Origin of the sequence: Candidatus Endomicrobiellum agilis, assembly GCF_020328115.1 — a bacterium.
GTDB classification, from domain to species: domain Bacteria; phylum Elusimicrobiota; class Endomicrobiia; order Endomicrobiales; family Endomicrobiaceae; genus Endomicrobiellum; species Endomicrobiellum agilis.
The window spans coordinates 76,452-94,558 of sequence record NZ_JAIXMW010000001.1; the positions used below are offsets into that span (position 1 = coordinate 76,452).

An 18,107-nucleotide genomic window follows, 5' to 3' on the forward strand; every position below is an offset into this window, starting at 1 on the left:
GAAATTTGATATAATACTTAAATGGATGATATGTTAACTTTTGAAGAAATAAAAAATAATCCTGAAATACAGACATACCTTAAATTTATGGACAAGACATTTGCTCTTATGGGATATAAGGAGCATGGTAGAGGACATGCTTTGTATGCTGCCGAAATTGCTGAGCGGATTTTGAAATATTTGGGCTATAGCAAAAGAGAGCAGGAACTTGCTAAAATTGCCGCTTATATCCATGATATGGGTAACTTGGTTTCAAAGTATGGACACGATCAAAGCAGTGCAATAATGTTTTTAAATATTATTGGAGATGACAGATACAATGAAGATGTTTTTGCTATAGCAAGCGCTGTGGGTTGTCATGAAGATAAAACTGTGGACCCGGTGTCGGCGATTGCTGCTGCTCTTGTTCTCGGTGATAAAACAGATGTGCGCCGTGAAAGAATAAGAGCAGAGGACGTATATTATATCTATAAACATTCTCGTATAACTGCTGCTTGTCAAAAAGTTGATGTTGTTATAGATAAAGAAAGGATGACTATCGGACTGCAAATAAAAATTGACACTACAATATGCTCAGTTATGGACTATTTTGAAATATTTATGTCAAGGACAAATTTCTGTAGAAGGGCAAGTAGTGTTTTGAATTGCAATTTTGAATTATATATTAATGAGGATAAGTTTCTGTAATGGAATGCGGTTCTTACCAACTTATAAAAAAATCGTCTGAATGTGGGGCAAGACTCGGAAAGGTTTATACTACGAGAGGTATTATTGACACTCCGATTTTTATGCCTGTGGGGACGCAAGGCACGGTTAAAGGTGTTGCCATAGAGTTTTTGCGCGGTTCCGGCGCGCAAATAATACTTGCAAACTCATACCACTTATATCTTCGTCCCGGAACTGAAGTAATAAAAAAAGCGGGAGGGATACAGAAATTTAATTCGTGGAACAGTCCGATGCTTACAGATTCGGGTGGTTTTCAGGTGTTTAGTTTGAGAAATATCAGAAAAATTAACGAAGACGGAGTTGAATTTCAGTCTCATATAGACGGATCAAAACATTTTTTTTCACCGGAAAAATCCGTACAGGTTCAAAAGGACATAGGTGCTGACATTACAATGTGTTTTGACGAATGCACGCCTTACCCCGCAGATTACGGATATGCAAAAAATTCTATGGAATTAAGTCTTAAATGGGCGGAGAGGTGTAAGAAAGAATTTTATAAGGATGATTCTTACAAAACTCAATCTTTATTTGGCATCATACAGGGATCGGTATATAATGATTTAAGAGTAAGAAGTACGATGGAAATGTTAAATATTGGTTTTACTGGCTATGCAATGGGTGGACTTTCTATAGGCGAGCCTAAAAAAGATATGCATTCTGTTTTAGAAAGTATTTTGCCTGTGATTCCTGAAAATAAAGCCAGATATCTTATGGGTGTGGGAATGCCTGAAGATTTATGGGAAGGTGTTGAACGTGGAATTGATATGTTTGACTGTGTTATTCCTACGCGCAATGGACGAAATGGACAGGTTTTTACAAGTCTTGGGAAAATTAATATAAGAAATGCGGAATTTAAGGAAGATTTCAGTCCATTGGACCCGGATTGTGGCTGTCCTGTATGTACTGGATATTCAAAAGCGTATTTAAATCATTTGGTGAGGGCTCGCGAGACTTTATATTTAAGTCTTTTGTCTTTACATAACATTTATTTTATGGTAAACTTAACGTTAAAAATGAGAAAATCATTAGAAAATAGTACTTTTATCAAATCAAAAAAAGAATTTTTTGAAAAATACTATTCGAGAGACAGACTTTCAGAGGACTAGTATTTTAGAGAATTAAGAATGAGGGTAAAATGAAGAAGTTTATTAATTTATTTATATTTTTAATGTCGATTATTGTAATGCCATCCTTGGCGTTTGCGCAGCCCTCTTCGATGGGATTGTCTTCTTTTGGCGGATTAATGCCGTTAATTCTTATATTTGTTTTTTTCTATCTGTTCTTGTTGAGACCGCAACAGAAAAAGGCTAAAGAACATCGGAATTTATTGAATTCTTTAAAAAAGGATGATAGGATTATTACCGCTGGCGGTTTATATGCCACAGTAAGCGCTGTAAAAGGGAACATCGTTGAGGCAAAAGTTTCAGAGGGAGTTTGTGTTCAGGTTGCAAAACAATCGATTTCTGCTGTTATAACAAAAGAATATGAAGAAGCGGCAAAAATACCTGAAATAGTTAAGAAATAAATATAAGAAATAAATAATGGAGTATTTTAGTCTGACTTGAAATGATGAATACTGTTATCCGATGGTCAGGATAAACAAAATCTACGAATACTGCTTTGCAAGAAAGGAGCAGTTTCTCATAAACAATTATTGGCAGATGGTATTCTCAGAATAACAGTCCAAATAAGGAATGCTGTGAGGCAAAGTATCGCAAACAGGCACAAAATCGTAAAAGCACGAAGACACAGCGTTGAAAGAATTCCAAAAGGCGGAGACTGACAAGTCGCAATATCCTGAAAAAGGAAAGAGATGAGATTAAAAAGGTGGAATCTATATTCGATATGTTCCAAATAAGACAAATAAGTAACATTTGGCAGAGCATCGTAAGACCACTAACCAAGTCCTCAACGGCAATAAGAACGACTCAAATTTAACGACGAAACCATTAAGAGATAAAGGAAAGGAAGACTATATGTATATGCTTCCTGACTGGCTGCAACTTGCTGCCAAGAGCAAGAGAAGAAAATGGACTAATGCCGCAAGCTGCAGAAGAGCCGATAATATATTATGGATGATAAAAATAAGTATTCAAGTGTAACTCTTAAAGACGTAAAGAAAAACCCGATAGTTAACGCGTTTATTAAATCTGCTAACGATTATTTGGGGACGATTGGTTATACCGAACACGGCGTCAGACATGTAAAACTGGTTGCTTCTATAGCTGAAAATGTTTTGTTGTATCTTGATTATCCGAAGAGACTTCAGGAACTTGCGGGAATTGCAGGTTATATGCACGATATAGGAAATGTCGTAAATAGACAGGATCACGGACAATCTGCTGCCCTTGTGTCGATGAGGTTACTGAAAGATATGGGTATGATGCCTGAAGAAACGGCATTGATAATTTCGGCAGTAGGAAACCACGAAGAAGAAAGAGGAGATCCCGTAAATCCTGTGGCGGCTGCTTTAATTTTAGCTGACAAATCTGACGTGCACAAAACAAGAGTTAGAAATCCCGATATTTCAAGATACGATATACACGATAGAGTAAATTCTGCCGTGGAAAGATCTTTTTTAAAAGTTCTTAAAGATAAAGAAATTATATCGCTTCAGCTTACCGTTGATACGCAAATATCAAAAGTTATGGAGTATTTTGAGATTTTTATGTCGAGAATGCTTATGTGCAGAAGAGCTGCGAGTTTTTTGAATTGTACGTTTGAGTTAATAATAAATGAGAGGAAATTACTTTAAGTGAAGATTAACTGGAAATTGTGGATTAGTATTGTATTATTAGCTTTTTCGGTTTGGGTGTTATGGCCGTCTTTTAACTGGGCGATTATGTCTGTCGAGAAAAGAGAACAAGCAGAAAAAGAGAAAGATCCTATTTTAGGCAAACTTCTAAAATTAGGTTTGGATTTAAAAGGCGGTACACATCTTCTTTTAGAAATTGACGCATCACGGTTAGATGGGAGCGTAAAAATTAAGGATGCAGTTGACAGAGCGATAGAAATTATCAGAAATAGGATTGATCAATTCGGCGTAACGGATCCCATGATTGCAAAGCAAGGAGATAAGTGGATAGTAGTGCAGCTTCCGGGCATTAGAGATCCAAAAGCCGCGAAAGATTTAATCGGTAAGACTGCATTGCTTGAGTTTAGGATAGAAAATACAAGCGAAGAAGCAAAACGAGCTCTTGATTTGATTTATGAGAAAAAAATTACGCCTGCACAATATAGAGAAAATCCATCGCTGTATCCAGATATAAAAGCCGTTATGCCTGAAGGCGCATCGGTTTTTGAGACCAAAAGAGATGTAATTTATTGCGTTTTAGATAAAGCTCTTTTAACAGGAGCCGTTCTTGCAAACGCAAAAGTTGAATTTGGTGGAGAGTACCAACATGGAATGGTAGTTTCAGTGGAATTTAATAAAGATGGTGGAAGAATATTTGAGCATATAACTGAGAGAAACATAGGAAAAAATCTAGCTATAGTTCTTGACGATGTTGTGCAGTCTGCTCCTGTGATACGTGCAAAGATTTCTAGAGGAGAAAAAGCGGTTATTGAGGGTAATTTTAACTCTGATGAGGCAAAACTTCTTGCAGCCGTATTGAGAGCAGGCGCTCTTCCTGCGCCGGTTAAATTGATAGAAGAAAGGACGGTCGGACCGTCGCTCGGTGACGATTCTATAAAGAAAGGTTTTATGTCGTCTTTTATAGGTGTTATATTAGTTTTTCTTTTTATGTTTATCTATTACCGTTCCTCAGGATTAATTGCAGATTTAGCGCTTGCTTTAAACTTAATAATACTCATGGCGATAATGACATATTTTCAGTTTACTCTTACGCTTCCGGGAGTAGCTGGTATAGCGCTTATGCTTGCTATGTCCGTTGACGCAAATGTGCTTATATTGGAAAGAATAAGGGAAGAACTTGCTGCTGGAAAAACAGTAAGAGTGGCAGTGGATATGGGATATCAGAAAGTTTTTTGGACTATTTTTGATGCGAATTTTACGACTCTTGTAGCTGCGGCTTTTTTATTCCAGTTTGGAACAGGTCCTATAAAAGGTTTTGCCGTTACTCTTTCGATAGGTCTTATTGTAAGCATGTTCACTGCTGTGACTGTAACAAAACTTATATATGAACTTTTGTTCAAAGAAAATCTTTTATTAAAAATAAAAATATAGCCGGGGGTTAGCGTGCGATTTTTTAAATCTGTAAATATAGATTTTATCAGGAACCGCTATAAATTTTTTGTAGTTTCTGGACTATTGTTTTTAGTGACGATAGGAGCTTTTATTTACAGAAGCGGACCGAATTATGGTATTGACTTTACCGGCGGTATTCTTATGCAGATTTCTTTTCAAGATAAAGTTGTATTGCAGGATGTCCGCAAAGCTGTAGAGGAAAGTGGAATAGGTTCTTTTGAACTTCAAAGTTCTGGCAATCTTATTATAATAAGAGCAAAGAAAAATCTTAAATCTCAGGAAGAGTTTGAGGATTCAGTTAAAAGCTCAATACGGTCAAAATTTCCGGATAATCCGTTTAATATTGAAAGAGTTGAATACGTAGGTCCTACTGTCGGCGAATATATTTCAAAACAAGCTATCTATGTATTTTTATTTGCATTTTTAGGTATGATTATTTATATTGCGTTCAGATTTAAATCCAGTTTGTGGGGACTTGCGTCTATTGTAGGAATTATTCATGATGTTGTTATATCTTTAGGTTTTGTAATTCTTGTAAACAAGGAAATTAACATAACGGTTATTGCCGCTCTTCTCACGGTTGCCGGTTATTCAATTAACGATACTATAGTTTTGTTTGATAGGATAAAAGAAAATTTAAGACTTCTTGGAAAAGAAGATTTTGCAACACTAATTAATAAAAGCATAAATGAGGTTCTTGTCAGAACTGTTGTTACTTCTTTAACTGTGTTTATTGTGGCGTGTTCGCTCTTTTTCTTAGGTGGAGAAGTTATACATACTTTTGCATACATAATGGTCATAGGGACGGTGCTTGGAGTGTTTTCTACGATATTTATTTGTGTGTCGCTTGTTTATGAGTGGGAAACAAGGAAAAGTAAACGTTTGAAAAACGCCATAAAGCAGGGTGTTGTTCGTTCAAAGTGATGCGGAAGATAAAGAATTTTAGAGTAAATTTGCGCCTGAAAGAAATTTTGCGCGTAATTAAGAAGCTTATGAATACCGCTGAACTATCCTTAGAACTTGAGAAGTCAGTTCAGAGGAGTTGTCGTTTTTATTCCAAGTTTTTGGTTCCGTCTGTGGTTTATGAGACTTTTTCAAAAGAAACACTTCCTTTTATTTATGAAAAAGATGTACCGCCAAAATGGATTGCTGAAAGTGTTTTTTTTGTAACTATAGGCAGCAGTCTTTATGAAGAATATAAGAGAAATGAAGAGATTTTTGGTGAATATACTGGAAAAATTGTTTCTGTAATAAGTAGCGATGCTTTAGAACAGTCAAAAAAATTTATACAAAGACTTGTTTTGAATGAGGCACAGGAAGAAAACTGTGAGATTTCGAGGGTTGTTGACATTCCGCCGTGTTTATACGAAGCTGCGGCAAAATTTATTCCTGTTAGTAAAATAGGCATAAATGCAGAATCTGGGGAACTGAGTCCTCTATATTCAACATGCGGATTATTTTATTGGACGTCTTCTAAGAAGAGGACAAAGAAATAAGAATTTAAAGTAAAGACATGATTGTGTGTTAGAAGCTAAGAAATTTACAGTGTAAATAATACGGTTCTGGTCGCGAAAAATATCTTTATTTTAGTACGCGGTGAGGGAATGACAATTTTTTTTTGGTAATATACAATATTTTCTTTGTTTTATTTTTGCCTTTGATTGCGGTTTTTGTTCTTTTTAGTACTACTACCGGATACAGGAAAGAATTTTTTTACAAACTATCTGAACGTCTTGCTATTTATAAACTCTCGCATAGGAATTTAAAAACAACTCTTTGGATACATTGTGCTTCGCTCGGAGAAATACGCGCTGTGGAGCCTATTTTGGATGGGTTTGGAGATAAGTATTATATCGTTTTAACATCAACTACAAAAAGCGGCAGAGACTATGCCCAAAAATTACAAAAAGCAGATTTTGTCGCTTTACTTCCTTTAGATATTTTTCCTTTTATGTGTAAAGCGTTTAATGTTATTAAACCGGATATGCTGATACTTGTTGAAACTGAACTTTGGGTGACTATGCTTTATACTGCGGCACGCAAAAATATAAAAATTATTACAATCAACGGGAGAATGTCCACTAAATCATTTAAAGCTTATAAAAGGTTGAAATTTTTCTGGAGTAGATTTATGAAGTTAATCAATGTTGTTATGGCAAGAAATAAAGATGATGCTGATAGATTTGCATTTTTAACGGGTGGAAAGAGTGAAATTGTTATTTCTGGGAATATAAAATATGACAGGAATTTTACATTAAATTCAAGGAGAGAAGATTTCTCTCTAAGTGAAGAAGATTTTGTTTTTACAGTCGGCAGTACAAAAGAAGGGGAAGAAGAAATTATTGCAGACGTGTATAATAAAATAACTTCCCGTTTTAGCAAGATTAAATTTTTCCTTGCTCCGAGACATCTCTCAAGAGTAAAAACCGTAATGGAAATTCTTAAAGGTAAGCGTATTAAATATTCGTTATTTTCTGAGGGTGATTTTAACAGTAAATTCATTTTGATCGATGTTTTTGGAAAATTACAGAGCATATATTCGGTTTCAGACGTTTGTTATGTCGGAGGTTCTTTAGTAAATGGAGGTGGACAGAATCCCATAGAGCCTGCGGCGTACGCGAAACCCGTTTTGTTTGGCAGAAATATGAATAACTTTAAAACCGAATCTGAAATTCTTTTAAAATATGGCGGAGCTTTAATTGTTGAAAATGCCAGCGATTTAGCTGATAGCATAAAAAAGTTTATATCTGATAAAAAGTTTCTTGAAGATACTGGTCGCAATGCTTTAAAAGCTATTGAGTCGCAGAATGGCGCTGTTTCTTTTACAATAAAAAAAATAAAAGAAAGTTTAGATGCCTAGTAAAAATTTAATGAGAATTATTATTTTTATATGTCGTATTATAGATAAAACTCTGAGAAAAAAATCGTTAAATGATACTTTTCATTATCCAAAGCCTTCAATTTATTCTTTCTGGCATGGAAATACATTCCCGATGATGTTTTCTAACCAAAAAAGTAATATAGTTATTATGGCAAGCCTGTCGAAAGACGGAGAAATTTTGTCTCAAGTTTTAAAAAAGTACGGTTATTTAACTGTCAGAGGATCATCGAGTAAAAGCGGTGGAAGGGCGCTGATAGAAATTATAAGATATGCCCGCAAAGGATATTCTATTGCTTTTGGGGCAGATGGTCCTAAAGGGCTTTATCATAAATTTAAATACGGAGCCGTATATGCAGCGCAAAAAACGGGTATGTTGCTGCTTCCCATAAGTTGTTCGCCGAAAAATAAAATCGTAATTAACAAGTCGTGGGATAAAATGATAATTCCGCTGCCTTTTTCGAAAATGGTGCAGATTTATGGAGAACCGTTTTATATCGATGATGGAGATGATATTGAAGAGAAAGCGGTTCTTGTGGAAGAGAAATTAAATAAGTTATTTGAATTTACGGGTAAATATTACTGGGAAAAAGATATTTTAAAATATTTGGAGTATCATCCTGCTCCTAAGATTTTAATTGTTCAGCCCAGCAGAATAGGCGATATAGTTTTTTCTATACCAGTTCTTTCGGCAATTAAAAAAAGATATCCCTATGCAAGATTAAGTTGGATTGTGGATGAGAGATGCGTTGAAATTTTAGATGGTAATCCTTTTCTCGAAAATATTTTTATCTGGGACAGGAGACAAATCTCTTTTAAATATTATAAAAATTTAAGACAGTGCTTAAGAGAACAAAAATTTGATTTAAGCATAGATTTACACGGACTTGCAAAGTCGGCGATGCTTGTTAAACTTGCCGGCGCAAAGTTTAAAATAGCGTCTTCTTCTACAAATGGAATGAGAGAGTTTTCGTGGCTGTTTTCAAAAGAAATAAAATCTCGCCAAAAATGCCATTGTGTCGAGCGACATTTTGAAGTTGCAAAATATTTGGACTGTGTCGACGAAAAAAGTTATCCCATTGTAATACCTGAGGAGAACTTTAAAAGCGTCAGGCAAAAGCTGTTAAAAGAGAATGTAAATTTGGAAAAAATAATCGGAATTCATCCCGGTGGAGGTTGGGTTTCAAGAAGGTGGGGCAGCCATAAGTTTGCCGGTCTTGCGGGAAAGTTGAAAAACGAGTTGGATGCGGATATTGTTTTTGTCGGAGGAAAAGAAGGCGGAGCAAGCGAAAAAGGTTTAAACGAAGAAATAGTTTCAGTCGTTGGCGTTAAAACTACTGATATGACCGGAAAATTCACTTTAAAAGAACTGTGTGCTTTTTTAAAAATGTGTAGAGTTTTTGTAGGCAGTGAGTCGGGTCCTATGCATATTGCAACGGCTTTTGACACTCAAGCTGTGGCAATTTTAGGTCCGACAGACGCAAAACTTACGGGACCGTATAAAGGCAATACGAAAATTATACAGCATCAGGTGGACTGCCAGCCGTGTAGAAATAGAAATTGTAAAAGTACTATATGTATGCGTAGTATAACTGTTTCCGAAGTTTTTGAAGAAGTGAAGAAAAAATATGAAAATTTTAATTATTAAGCCAAGCTCATTTGGTGATATTGTAAAAGCTTTACCTTGCGCGAACGCTTTAAAACAGGCATATCATCATATGTGCGAAATAAGCTGGGTTGTTTTTAACAGATGGGCTTCTATTCTTAAAATTTGTTCTGATGTCGATAAAATTATAAAGTGGGACAGAGAAAAAGGATTAAAAGGTTTTTTTGAAGTATTAAAGAAAATTAATGAAACAGAATATGATTTAATTATGGATTTGCAGGGGCTTTTAAGAAGCGCTTTTCTCGCAAAATTTGCCAGAGCAAAAATAAAACTCGGCGTGCCTGGAATGAAGGAATTCAGCAATCTTTTAATAAAGGAAGTGTATCCGGAAAATGCTGGGCTGAATAGTACGCTTCGCAATCTTGAACCTGTTCGTTTTTTGACCGGTAAAATTTTTCATCCTGAAGTGAACATGAAAATAGATTCAAATGCGGATGAGATTTTACAAGATAACGGGATTTCGGGGGATTTTATTTCCCTGATTCCTTTTGCAAGAGGAAAAGGAAAAGACTGGAGCATATTGAATTATAATAAGCTTATTGATTTGATAAAAAAAGAATATTTTAATGTGCAGATTGTGATTTTGGGTTCTGTTAAAGATTTCGGAAAATTAAAGTCCGATAAAATTATAGATTTATGCGGCAAAACGGAAATAGAGGATGTCGCAGGCATTTTGTTGAAAAGTAGAGTTGCCGTCGGAGCAGATACCGGACCTATGCATCTGTCGTCGATTTTGCAGACTCCATCTGTTTTTATACTCGGGACTTTGAATATAGATGATGCCTCTCCCTATATGGGAAAATTTTCGTTGCTTTTAAATGAAAATGATGCTAAGAATATAAACGCTGTTAAACCTGAGAATGTTTTTTCAGAGATAAGAAAGTGGATGAGATAGTTTTTTTCATATGAATCGGCTTGGGGATTTACCTTTCTCGCTCCCGGTTCTTAAGTCTGCAAAACAGGAATTGAATGCGAGGGTATATTCTGTCGTTAGGTCTGCTTTATCGCAATTTTTAACGTCTTCAGATTTGGTTGACGGAATAATACCTAAAGAGAAAACTTTATAAAAAATATAAGAAAAGAAAAATTTGATGAAGACTTTCTTTTTTCGGAATCGTCGCGTTCGTTAATTTCAGCTTATTTTTCGGGAGTGAGAGAAAGGACGGGTTTTGAGACGGCGTCTTTAAGTTTTTTACTTATCAATGAGGCGCATATATCAGGTGTTTCCTCGTTATTTAATAATAAGGGAATCTTTAAATGAAATTGCTGGAAAATGTAAAATGGCGACAAAGATGTTTATCGCAGAAAACAGTATTTTAGACAGAGTTGCTTTTTTAAAAAAATGCAGTTTGTTTGTAGTGTATGGATTCGGATGCTATGCATTAACCGCTGCTGTAGGGGCAAGATGTATATAGGTGTGTTTGGTTGTGCGGATCCGCTTCAAACGAGACCTATGTCTTTTGAAAAATATCTAATAATACAAAAAGATGATATTTCACAAATTATGCCGGAAGATATTATTTCAAAAGTTACAGTGTGGACTGGAAGTTGCTAGTATATACAATATATTTTCGCGTTGTGCGTAAACAGATTCTAAAAAAATCGGAGGACATAAAGGATGGCAAATGTTTCGGAGCTTCAAATTGAAAGAAGGAAATTTAAGCCGGTTCTGCCGGACGTATTAAAAAATGGATCGGCTTCTATAAAGCTCGTTAAGGGAAAAGCTACGCAATCTGTGGCGGATCAGGATGAAATAAAAGAGATTTTTAAGAATATTTACGGTTTGCCTGAAGTTAGATTTAAAAAAGGCACAAATGCTGTTGCCGCAAAGAAAGCTATAAAAGTTGCTGTAGTTCTTTCGGGAGGACAAGCTCCGGGAGGACATAATGTCATAGCAGGGCTTTTTGACGGATTGAAAGAAGCAAACAGCGAGAACACTTTAATAGGTTATCTAGGAGGTCCATCGGGAATTTTGGAAAATAAATATAAAGAGATTTCCAAAGAATTATTATGCGAGTACAGAAATACGGGTGGCTTTGATTTCATACAATCGGGAAGAACGAAAATTGAAACGCCCGAACAGTTTAGTTTGACGAAAGCTAATCTTTTGACGTCTAAAGTAGATGCGCTGGTTGTTGTCGGTGGGGACGACTCGAATACAAACGCTGCTATGATAGCGGAATACTTAAAGAAAGAAAATTTAGGCAAATGTGTTGTAGGTGTTCCTAAAACTATTGACGGAGATTTGAAAAATAAGTACATTGAAACTTCATTTGGTTTTGACACAGCGACAAAGATTTATTCGGAGCTGGTCGGAAATATCTGCAGAGATGTAAATTCGGCGCAAAAGTACTGGCATTTTGTTCGTCTCATGGGGAGAAGTGCTTCTCATATTACGTTGGAAGTTGGTTTTAAAACCCAGCCTAACATTGTTTTAGTCGGCGAAGAGATTTTGTCGAAGAATATGAAGCTTGCCAAAGTCGTTGAAAATATTGTTGACGTTATAATAAGACGTTCACAGGCGGGTAAAAACTTCGGAGTTGTTTTGGTGCCAGAAGGACTTATAGAGTTTATACCTGAAATGAAAGAGCTTATTTCAGTCCTTAACGATACTTTAGCTGAAAATGCAGATGCCGTTGCGAAGCTTAGTTCGATTAGGGATAAGAAAGAATTTGTCTGCGGTAAGCTTCCTAAAGAACTTTCCGATTTAATGAAGTCGCTTCCTGCGGACATTGCTTCGCAGCTTATGTTGGACAGAGATCCTCACGGTAATGTTCAGGTGTCATTGATTGAAACAGAAAAACTTTTAATAGAGATGGTGCATAAAAAGCTTTCTGAACTGAAAAAAGAAAATAAATATAAAGGTAAGTTCTCGGCGATTACACATTTTTTTGGATATGAAGGTCGCTGCGGAATCCCGTCAAATTTTGATGCAAATTACACTTACGCTTTAGGCTATAATGCGGCTATGCTTGTGATAAACGGACTTACGGGTTATTTATCGTCTGTAAGAAATCTTGTAAAATCCCCGGAGCAATGGGAGTGTGGCGGAATTCCTCTTACAATGATGATGAATATTGAAAGAAGACATGGGAAGGAAAAACCCGTTATACAGAAAGCTTTGGTTGATTTAGACGGGAAACCGTTTAAAGAATTTGTAAAAAATAGAGATGAGTGGGCTGTCAGCGAAAGTTATATTTTCCCGGGACCTATACAATATTTTGGACCTGCAGATGTCACAGATATGATGACGAGAACGCTTAGATACGAACAGTCTGAAAAGTGATAGTAGTTTAAATAGGATAGTTAGCTTGGGCTGTCCCCAGAAATATAAAGGGACAGCCCTTTTTTGTTTTTAGAACTGGCACTTAATAAAAAGAGATTTAGGATAAAGTCGGTTTTTTTAGTCCCTTAGATAATTATGGGTTGTGTTCATATCTCTCTCATATTTCTTAAAAATCAGGATTATCAAGCCTTGCTTGTTATCGTTGCAGTAGAACTCGCTATTGATATTTGTTTTATTGATGGGACGGTACATCTGCGCAAGATAGGCTTTTTACTGTAAACACAATATAAAAAATATTTAAAAATGTGACATTTTCTGCTTTATTCTATTTCTAGGTCTAGGTCTTTTATCATTTGTTTATCAGAAGTTATGTTTCTGCCGCTTATGGTGAGGTAGCCGCCGGTCATGAGACCGTTTGCGCCTGCTTGGAATATCCACGACTGTAAATCTCTTAAATTTACTTCTCTGCCGCCGCATATCATAATATCGGGAGTTTGTAAGATTATTCTGAAAACTGCTATTGTTTTTAAGATTTCGACTGGAGTCATTGTGGGTAAGTGTTCGAGAGCTGTGCCTTTAATAGGCATTAAAAAATTCATAGGAACGCTGTCAGAGCCAAGCTCTTTTAAAGTAAATGCTAAATCTACTCTGTCTTTAAAACTTTCTCCCATACCGAAAAGTCCGCCGGAACATATTTCAAAACCGAATTTTTTAGCTCTTTTTATAGTGTCAACTCTTTCCTGATAACTGTGTGTGGAACAAATATTGGGATAAAAATTTTCAGACGTTTCAAGATTATGGTGCATTTTTTTTATGCCGGCTTTTTTAAGTTTAAGAAAATTTTCGTCTGATATTCTGCCTATGGAAACGCCTAAATGCGATACTTTCTTATGTTTTTTAAACATTTCGCAAAGTTTTTCTATTTCTACATCGTTCAAAGAATTGCCGCTTGAAACAATGCCGAAACATCCTACGTTTTCTAAAGCTTTAATAGAAACTTCATTTATTTTTTCAGTATCTACAAGAGAATATACCTTCACGTCAGTTTTGTTGAAAGCCGATTGAGCGCAAAACTTGCAGTCTTCGCTGCACTGTCCTGATTTTGCATTTATAATAGAACAAACTTTTACTTTGTCACCTTTATATTTTCTGCGTATTTTAGCGGATGCAAGAAAGATGTCTTCAAGTTCAAAATCAAAAAATTTCAAAGCTTCTTCTTTTGTAATCTGTTTACCATTTGCGATTTCAATAGTTAAGTCTTCCATTTATGCTTTTTCCTATTCTGCATTAAATTCAAAATTTGCAAACATTTATTCAATTTATCATTTTTTAGCGCCTGAATACATCAAATTCGATCTTTGCAGATTATTTTTATTGTCCAAATAAGTCCACACAATACCTTCGCTTTCTCCTCTTTAGCGTGAGCAGCTGCAATCATTCGCCTATTTAATTCATCCTCTAGTTCAGGCAATGTTTCCCTAAATTGAGGAATAATATATCTTTTAAGAATTTTTTTAATCCGCTCCTTTTTTACTCTTTATGCTGCTCTTCAATCAATATTTTTTTGATCCTTTTATTTTTTATGGCATAACAATAAAGCAAGCTTAAATGCTTCACTACAGCGTTAAGTCCTTAATTTTCTGTGTTTTTTTTATAGAGTAGCTTTAAACGCAAGCTGCTCTGTTTTCGTTTTTAAAGAAATCTGCATTTACCTGCAAACTCTTTATATAAGACAGTCTATCGACGGAAGTTAATTGAGAACCGTCAATAAACAGCTTAGGCAATATATATCCGCTTCGCTGATTTACATCGGTATAATATCTACTTATCTACTGTTTTTAAAAGCGGTTGAAGTAGTTCCACTCGACGTTTTATACTTTAAGAGGAAAAAAATACAAAAGCGGAGAAAAATGCTGGCAGCTCCCAACACGAAAGGTATAAGCAGTAAAAACGCTGCGAGTATCGTGTGAGAGATATTTTCCAATCCGCATTAAACTCCTTGCGGGAGTTGACAAAAGCTTTTATAATTATGATTACTCACTGAGAAGACAAAGCTCTGCATTAATAGAATTACCTTGCGTCATGTCATTAAATTCTTCTAATATTGTCGGCGAATAGGAAGGAGTATCAGAATCAAAACGACTAAATGCCGACTGTGGTATCTGACTTATTTCTGCTGGCTTTTTTCCTTCATTCTTTAAACGATTATAGACGAGATAAAAGAAAAACACTATACACACCCCTGCTAAAGAGTTAAAGAGTCAAGAATTAAACGATTGTTAGCTTTCAGACACTCTGGACACTTTAAAGATAAAAGCTCTGACGACTTAGGCTTATAACTATCGGAATTATTGCCGAGTGCGGCTCTATAAATTACCTTTTCTTTTGATTAACAACTTGTTCTTTTTTTTATTATGGAATAATTCTAAAAGCATTAACATGACAACAACGTTAAACTGATGTAATTACTTGTTTATCTTTCCCTCACTAAACACGGAGCAGTTTTGACAATAGGTCGTTCCGTTTTCATTCCTCTTCAGGATTAATCAAATTTGCGTTATCATTTTCCGCATCGGTCCAAGTTGCCTCCATAGCAGTAATATTATTTAAAAGTTCTTCAAGTCCCAAAACAAAAGGATTCGCGTCATTATTTCCCGCATTTTCCACAACTGTGTCAGGAGAAGAATTATTGTCTGAATTTACCAAATTTAAACCTGAAGAATTTGCCGAATTTACAGAAAAATTCACGTCATTATTTTCCGCATTTTCCGCAACTGTGCCAAGAGAAGAATTATCGTCTGAATTTGCTAAATTTAAACCTGAAGAATTTGCTGAATTTATAACTCTTGCAAACTTTCCACAACTTGCAATTAAAGCTACTATCAAAAGAAGCGCTACTGTTCTTTTCATTTTTATCCCGCTTTTACCCAGACAGAAGAAGTATAAGGTTTTTTATTTATAGCTTTTATCTTCACTAAGTTTTAGAAGATTTAAATACACATCGCAGGCGTTGGCAGTCGTAATATTATCCATAATAAAAAGCTTATTAATCGTACAATTGTCACACTTGTGATAAAGATAAAGCTTCTTACAATAAGCAAAATACAGCTGAATGCCTACAAGCTCTTCAAAAACCTTAATCAAAATCAAAATCGCTTGAACAAATATCTCTCGAAGAAGATGAAGAAACTGAAAATGGATTTAATAACTCATTCAGATTATTAACTGATGAATGCGTCGGATATAAACAAAGTAGTAAGAATAAGTCAGATTTAGAGATTGCAATTTAGCTAAGTAATAATCTGTCTTAATTTTTTTATGAGAAGACTCATGAGCATCAGCAGGAGAAATATCTGTATAAAAAGCATAGCGATTTAGTATGCACAGGAAAAGTACTCAAACAGCCAGTAGTTAGCATTAATGCTAAAGAAAAAGCTATTATTTTCTTATATCATATTTGTCCTTAATTATGTTCATACAAACACTGTTTAAATTTGAGTTTTTCCTTTCAGTTAGATTTTGCAGTCTTGTCCAAGTGCCGTAATCAATCGCCGCCGTAATATTCTTTTTTCCACAATCGTTGCTGTCAATTCGGGTAAAGAATTCTGTAAAAAAGCTGTAAAATTTGGCTTCTATTCGCTTTTTCATTCTTGGCAATATCGTTGACGTAATTTAACAATTTTGCATCGCCGTAAAGGTTCAACGCTCTTTTGCTCCTTTTATTTTATCATTATTATCCTTGAATTCAAGATGCTCAAATATTGCCTCCGCATTTATACTGGCACACTTGTTCTTTTGCAGCTCTAAATTGTAAGCATATATCATTGTCGTGTTTAAAACTGCATGCCTTTCAAACTTCTATTTTAATTTTAACCGTTTTGTGTTTCACTATAGATTTTGTGGCGTTGATCTGCTTTAAAGCTTTTTCAAGATCCTCGAGATGTGTTTCGTGCGTAATTATGATAATTCTGCCGTAATCGGTGCCGTTTATATTGAGTTGTGCAAGGCTCCTTGCGATTGAAACTTTAAATTCGGCCAGAATTCCTGAAATTTTTGATAAAACGCCGGCTTTATCTATGACGGCAAACCTTAAGTAATAAGGCGATTTGCTTTTGCCTATAGGAAGAATTTTAATTTTTTTCTTACTGTCATAGACTACATCTGGGATAATTCCTACAGTGTTTGTAATGATGGATTTTGAAAGGTTTATAATGTCGGACACAACTGCGCTTGCCGCAGGCTGTTGTCCCGCTCCTTTGCCGTAAAATAAGACGTCGCCTGAATCTTTTCCCGTAATCATGATGGCGTTATATTCATTTTCAACTGTTGTGAAGGCGTGATCGTAATTTATAAGGCACGGCTGTACGGACATATCTATTCCGTCTTTTGTTTTCTGTGCCGAACCTATGAGTTTCACGTCGTATCCGAAATCCTGTGTTATTAAAATGTCCTCGATATCTAAATCCGCAATACCTTTGACAAGCGGTATATTTTTGACTTTTATCCAGCTGCCCCACGCAAGAGAAGCAAGTATAGCGAGTTTGTTTGCCGTGTCAATGCCGTCTACGTCAAAAGATGGATTGGCTTCGGCATAACCGGCTTTTTGAGCGCTTTTTAAGGCTTCTTCATAAGGTACGCAGTGCTTTTTCATTTCGCTTAAAATGAAATTTGTGGTACCGTTTAAAATACCTTTGATTTCAAATACTTCTTCAGAAGCAAGTCCTTCGCTTAAACCTTGAACCACCGGGATTACGCCGCCGACAGAAGCTTCGTAATATATTGATTTCTGATATATTTGTGCTGTTGTGAAAATCTGATCCCAGTATTTTGCAAGTACGGCTTTATTTGCACTGACGACATTTTTGCCAGCTTTTAAAGATTCTATTATCACTGTCCTTGCAGGCTCGTATCCACCGATAAGCTCAACAATCAAATCTATTTCGGGATCTTTTATTATGTCTCTGAAGTTTTTAACGTAAAGTTCAGGTTTGTCTATAGGTTTTAAATCGCAAATTGATTTTATACATATAGGTTTACCGACTTTTCTTAAAACTATTTTTTTGTTTTCTCCTAATATTTTTACTACGCCTTTTCCTACAGTTCCATATCCTATGAGACCTACATTAATATACTTTTTTTTCATAGCTAATCCTTGATATTTTCCAATTTTTATATGCTCGCAAAACGATATGCTGCATGTACGGTGCATTTTGTAAAATTGTTTATGTGAGACAGAATGTTGTTAAGTATTTTACTATATTTTGCGTAAGACGCTTTTACATATCTTTCGCCTTATTATTGAAACTTTTATCAAAATGAGACAATAAGTCCGATTTCTTTTGCA

At 35.4% G+C, this 18,107-nt stretch carries 19 protein-coding genes; 15 read left to right on the forward strand and 4 right to left on the reverse strand.

Features of this window, described 5'->3' with window-relative positions:
* The first annotated feature begins 21 nt into the window (after positions 1 to 21).
* The 14 genes from LE179_RS00320 (at position 22) to LE179_RS00385 (ending at position 12,763) form a co-directional block, all read left to right on the forward strand.
* Positions 22 to 687 (forward strand): HD domain-containing protein, encoded by a 666-nt coding sequence (locus LE179_RS00320; RefSeq protein ID WP_374128384.1) that lies wholly within the window; start codon positions 22 to 24, stop codon positions 685 to 687.
* Positions 687 to 1,832 (forward strand): tRNA guanosine(34) transglycosylase Tgt, encoded by a 1,146-nt coding sequence (tgt, locus tag LE179_RS00325; RefSeq protein WP_374128385.1) that lies wholly within the window; start codon positions 687 to 689, stop codon positions 1,830 to 1,832. The genes LE179_RS00320 and tgt overlap by 1 nt, the downstream gene beginning before the upstream one ends.
* Before the next feature lie 29 nt (positions 1,833 to 1,861).
* Positions 1,862 to 2,251, forward strand: coding sequence for a preprotein translocase subunit YajC (gene yajC / locus LE179_RS00330; RefSeq protein WP_374128386.1), 390 nt, complete (start codon positions 1,862 to 1,864; stop codon positions 2,249 to 2,251).
* 546 nt (positions 2,252 to 2,797) lie between these two features.
* Positions 2,798 to 3,481, forward strand: coding sequence for an HD domain-containing protein (locus LE179_RS00335; RefSeq protein WP_374128387.1), 684 nt, complete (start codon positions 2,798 to 2,800; stop codon positions 3,479 to 3,481).
* On the forward strand, positions 3,482 to 4,912 hold the full coding sequence (gene secD / locus LE179_RS00340; RefSeq protein ID WP_374128388.1) for a protein translocase subunit SecD: 1,431 nt from the start codon (positions 3,482 to 3,484) through the stop codon (positions 4,910 to 4,912).
* A 12-nt stretch (positions 4,913 to 4,924) separates the two neighbouring features.
* A complete protein-coding gene (gene secF / locus LE179_RS00345; protein ID WP_374128389.1) occupies positions 4,925 to 5,857 on the forward strand; it encodes a protein translocase subunit SecF in 933 nt (310 codons plus the stop codon).
* Positions 5,858 to 5,925: 68 nt separating this feature from the next.
* Positions 5,926 to 6,429 (forward strand): hypothetical protein, encoded by a 504-nt coding sequence (locus LE179_RS00350; RefSeq protein WP_374128390.1) that lies wholly within the window; start codon positions 5,926 to 5,928, stop codon positions 6,427 to 6,429.
* Between the two features lie 155 nt (positions 6,430 to 6,584).
* Positions 6,585 to 7,793 carry a 3-deoxy-D-manno-octulosonic acid transferase gene (locus LE179_RS00355; protein WP_374128391.1) on the forward strand — a complete coding sequence of 403 codons (1,209 nt, stop codon included), beginning with the start codon at positions 6,585 to 6,587 and terminating at the stop codon, positions 7,791 to 7,793.
* On the forward strand, positions 7,786 to 9,459 hold the full coding sequence (locus LE179_RS00360) for a glycosyltransferase family 9 protein (protein WP_374128392.1): 1,674 nt from the start codon (positions 7,786 to 7,788) through the stop codon (positions 9,457 to 9,459). The genes LE179_RS00355 and LE179_RS00360 overlap by 8 nt, the downstream gene beginning before the upstream one ends.
* On the forward strand, positions 9,440 to 10,372 hold the full coding sequence (locus tag LE179_RS00365; RefSeq protein ID WP_374128393.1) for a glycosyltransferase family 9 protein: 933 nt from the start codon (positions 9,440 to 9,442) through the stop codon (positions 10,370 to 10,372). Before LE179_RS00360 ends, LE179_RS00365 begins: the two co-directional genes overlap by 20 nt.
* A gap of 10 nt (positions 10,373 to 10,382) precedes the next feature.
* Positions 10,383 to 10,544, forward strand: a complete 162-nt coding sequence (locus tag LE179_RS00370; protein ID WP_374128394.1) for a hypothetical protein — start codon at positions 10,383 to 10,385, stop codon at positions 10,542 to 10,544.
* A 153-nt stretch (positions 10,545 to 10,697) separates the two neighbouring features.
* Positions 10,698 to 10,892, forward strand: a complete 195-nt coding sequence (locus tag LE179_RS00375; RefSeq protein ID WP_374128395.1) for a hypothetical protein — start codon at positions 10,698 to 10,700, stop codon at positions 10,890 to 10,892.
* Positions 10,883 to 11,032, forward strand: coding sequence for a hypothetical protein (locus LE179_RS00380; RefSeq protein ID WP_374128396.1), 150 nt, complete (start codon positions 10,883 to 10,885; stop codon positions 11,030 to 11,032). The genes LE179_RS00375 and LE179_RS00380 overlap by 10 nt, the downstream gene beginning before the upstream one ends.
* A 63-nt stretch (positions 11,033 to 11,095) precedes the next feature.
* Positions 11,096 to 12,763: a diphosphate--fructose-6-phosphate 1-phosphotransferase gene (locus LE179_RS00385; protein ID WP_374128397.1), complete on the forward strand. Its 1,668-nt coding sequence runs from the start codon at positions 11,096 to 11,098 to the stop codon at positions 12,761 to 12,763.
* Between the two features lie 320 nt (positions 12,764 to 13,083).
* Here LE179_RS00385 and bioB read toward each other — a convergent pair whose 3' ends face one another.
* Complete coding sequence (gene bioB / locus LE179_RS00390; protein WP_374128398.1) at positions 13,084 to 14,028, reverse strand: biotin synthase BioB; 945 nt, start codon at positions 14,026 to 14,028, stop codon at positions 13,084 to 13,086.
* Positions 14,029 to 14,517: 489 nt separating this feature from the next.
* On the opposite strand from bioB, the gene LE179_RS00395 reads away from it, so the two are divergent.
* The gene (locus LE179_RS00395; protein WP_374128399.1) at positions 14,518 to 14,733 is read left to right on the forward strand and encodes a hypothetical protein; all 216 of its coding nucleotides are present in this window, start codon (positions 14,518 to 14,520) and stop codon (positions 14,731 to 14,733) included.
* Between the two features lie 556 nt (positions 14,734 to 15,289).
* On the opposite strand, the gene LE179_RS00400 is transcribed toward LE179_RS00395, so the two are convergent.
* The 3 genes from LE179_RS00400 to LE179_RS00410 form a co-directional block, all read right to left on the reverse strand.
* On the reverse strand, positions 15,290 to 15,673 hold the full coding sequence (locus tag LE179_RS00400) for a hypothetical protein (RefSeq protein WP_374128400.1): 384 nt from the start codon (positions 15,671 to 15,673) through the stop codon (positions 15,290 to 15,292).
* 42 nt (positions 15,674 to 15,715) lie between these two features.
* Complete coding sequence (locus LE179_RS00405) at positions 15,716 to 15,913, reverse strand: hypothetical protein (protein ID WP_374128401.1); 198 nt, start codon at positions 15,911 to 15,913, stop codon at positions 15,716 to 15,718.
* Positions 15,914 to 16,613: 700 nt separating this feature from the next.
* On the reverse strand, positions 16,614 to 17,906 hold the full coding sequence (locus LE179_RS00410; RefSeq protein WP_374128402.1) for a homoserine dehydrogenase: 1,293 nt from the start codon (positions 17,904 to 17,906) through the stop codon (positions 16,614 to 16,616).
* Positions 17,907 to 18,107: the final 201 nt, after the last annotated feature.

Excerpts from the sequence above, each read along its gene's own strand:
- LE179_RS00385 (WP_374128397.1), top strand. The coding sequence starts at position 11,096 with ATGGCAAATGTTTCGGAGCTTCAAATTGAAAGAAGGAAATTTAAGCCG.
- LE179_RS00370 (WP_374128394.1), top strand. The coding sequence starts at position 10,383 with ATGAATCGGCTTGGGGATTTACCTTTCTCGCTCCCGGTTCTTAAGTCT.
- yajC (WP_374128386.1), top strand. The coding sequence starts at position 1,862 with ATGAAGAAGTTTATTAATTTATTTATATTTTTAATGTCGATTATTGTA.
- bioB (WP_374128398.1), bottom strand. The coding sequence starts at position 14,028 with ATGGAAGACTTAACTATTGAAATCGCAAATGGTAAACAGATTACAAAA.
- LE179_RS00320 (WP_374128384.1), top strand. The coding sequence starts at position 22 with ATGGATGATATGTTAACTTTTGAAGAAATAAAAAATAATCCTGAAATA.
- LE179_RS00360 (WP_374128392.1), top strand. The coding sequence starts at position 7,786 with ATGCCTAGTAAAAATTTAATGAGAATTATTATTTTTATATGTCGTATT.
- LE179_RS00400 (WP_374128400.1), bottom strand. The coding sequence starts at position 15,673 with ATGAAAAGAACAGTAGCGCTTCTTTTGATAGTAGCTTTAATTGCAAGT.
- tgt (WP_374128385.1), top strand. The coding sequence starts at position 687 with ATGGAATGCGGTTCTTACCAACTTATAAAAAAATCGTCTGAATGTGGG.
- LE179_RS00380 (WP_374128396.1), top strand. The coding sequence starts at position 10,883 with ATGTATATAGGTGTGTTTGGTTGTGCGGATCCGCTTCAAACGAGACCT.
- LE179_RS00350 (WP_374128390.1), top strand. The coding sequence starts at position 5,926 with ATGAATACCGCTGAACTATCCTTAGAACTTGAGAAGTCAGTTCAGAGG.
- LE179_RS00335 (WP_374128387.1), top strand. The coding sequence starts at position 2,798 with ATGGATGATAAAAATAAGTATTCAAGTGTAACTCTTAAAGACGTAAAG.
- LE179_RS00365 (WP_374128393.1), top strand. The coding sequence starts at position 9,440 with ATGAAAATTTTAATTATTAAGCCAAGCTCATTTGGTGATATTGTAAAA.
- LE179_RS00410 (WP_374128402.1), bottom strand. The coding sequence starts at position 17,906 with ATGAAAAAAAAGTATATTAATGTAGGTCTCATAGGATATGGAACTGTA.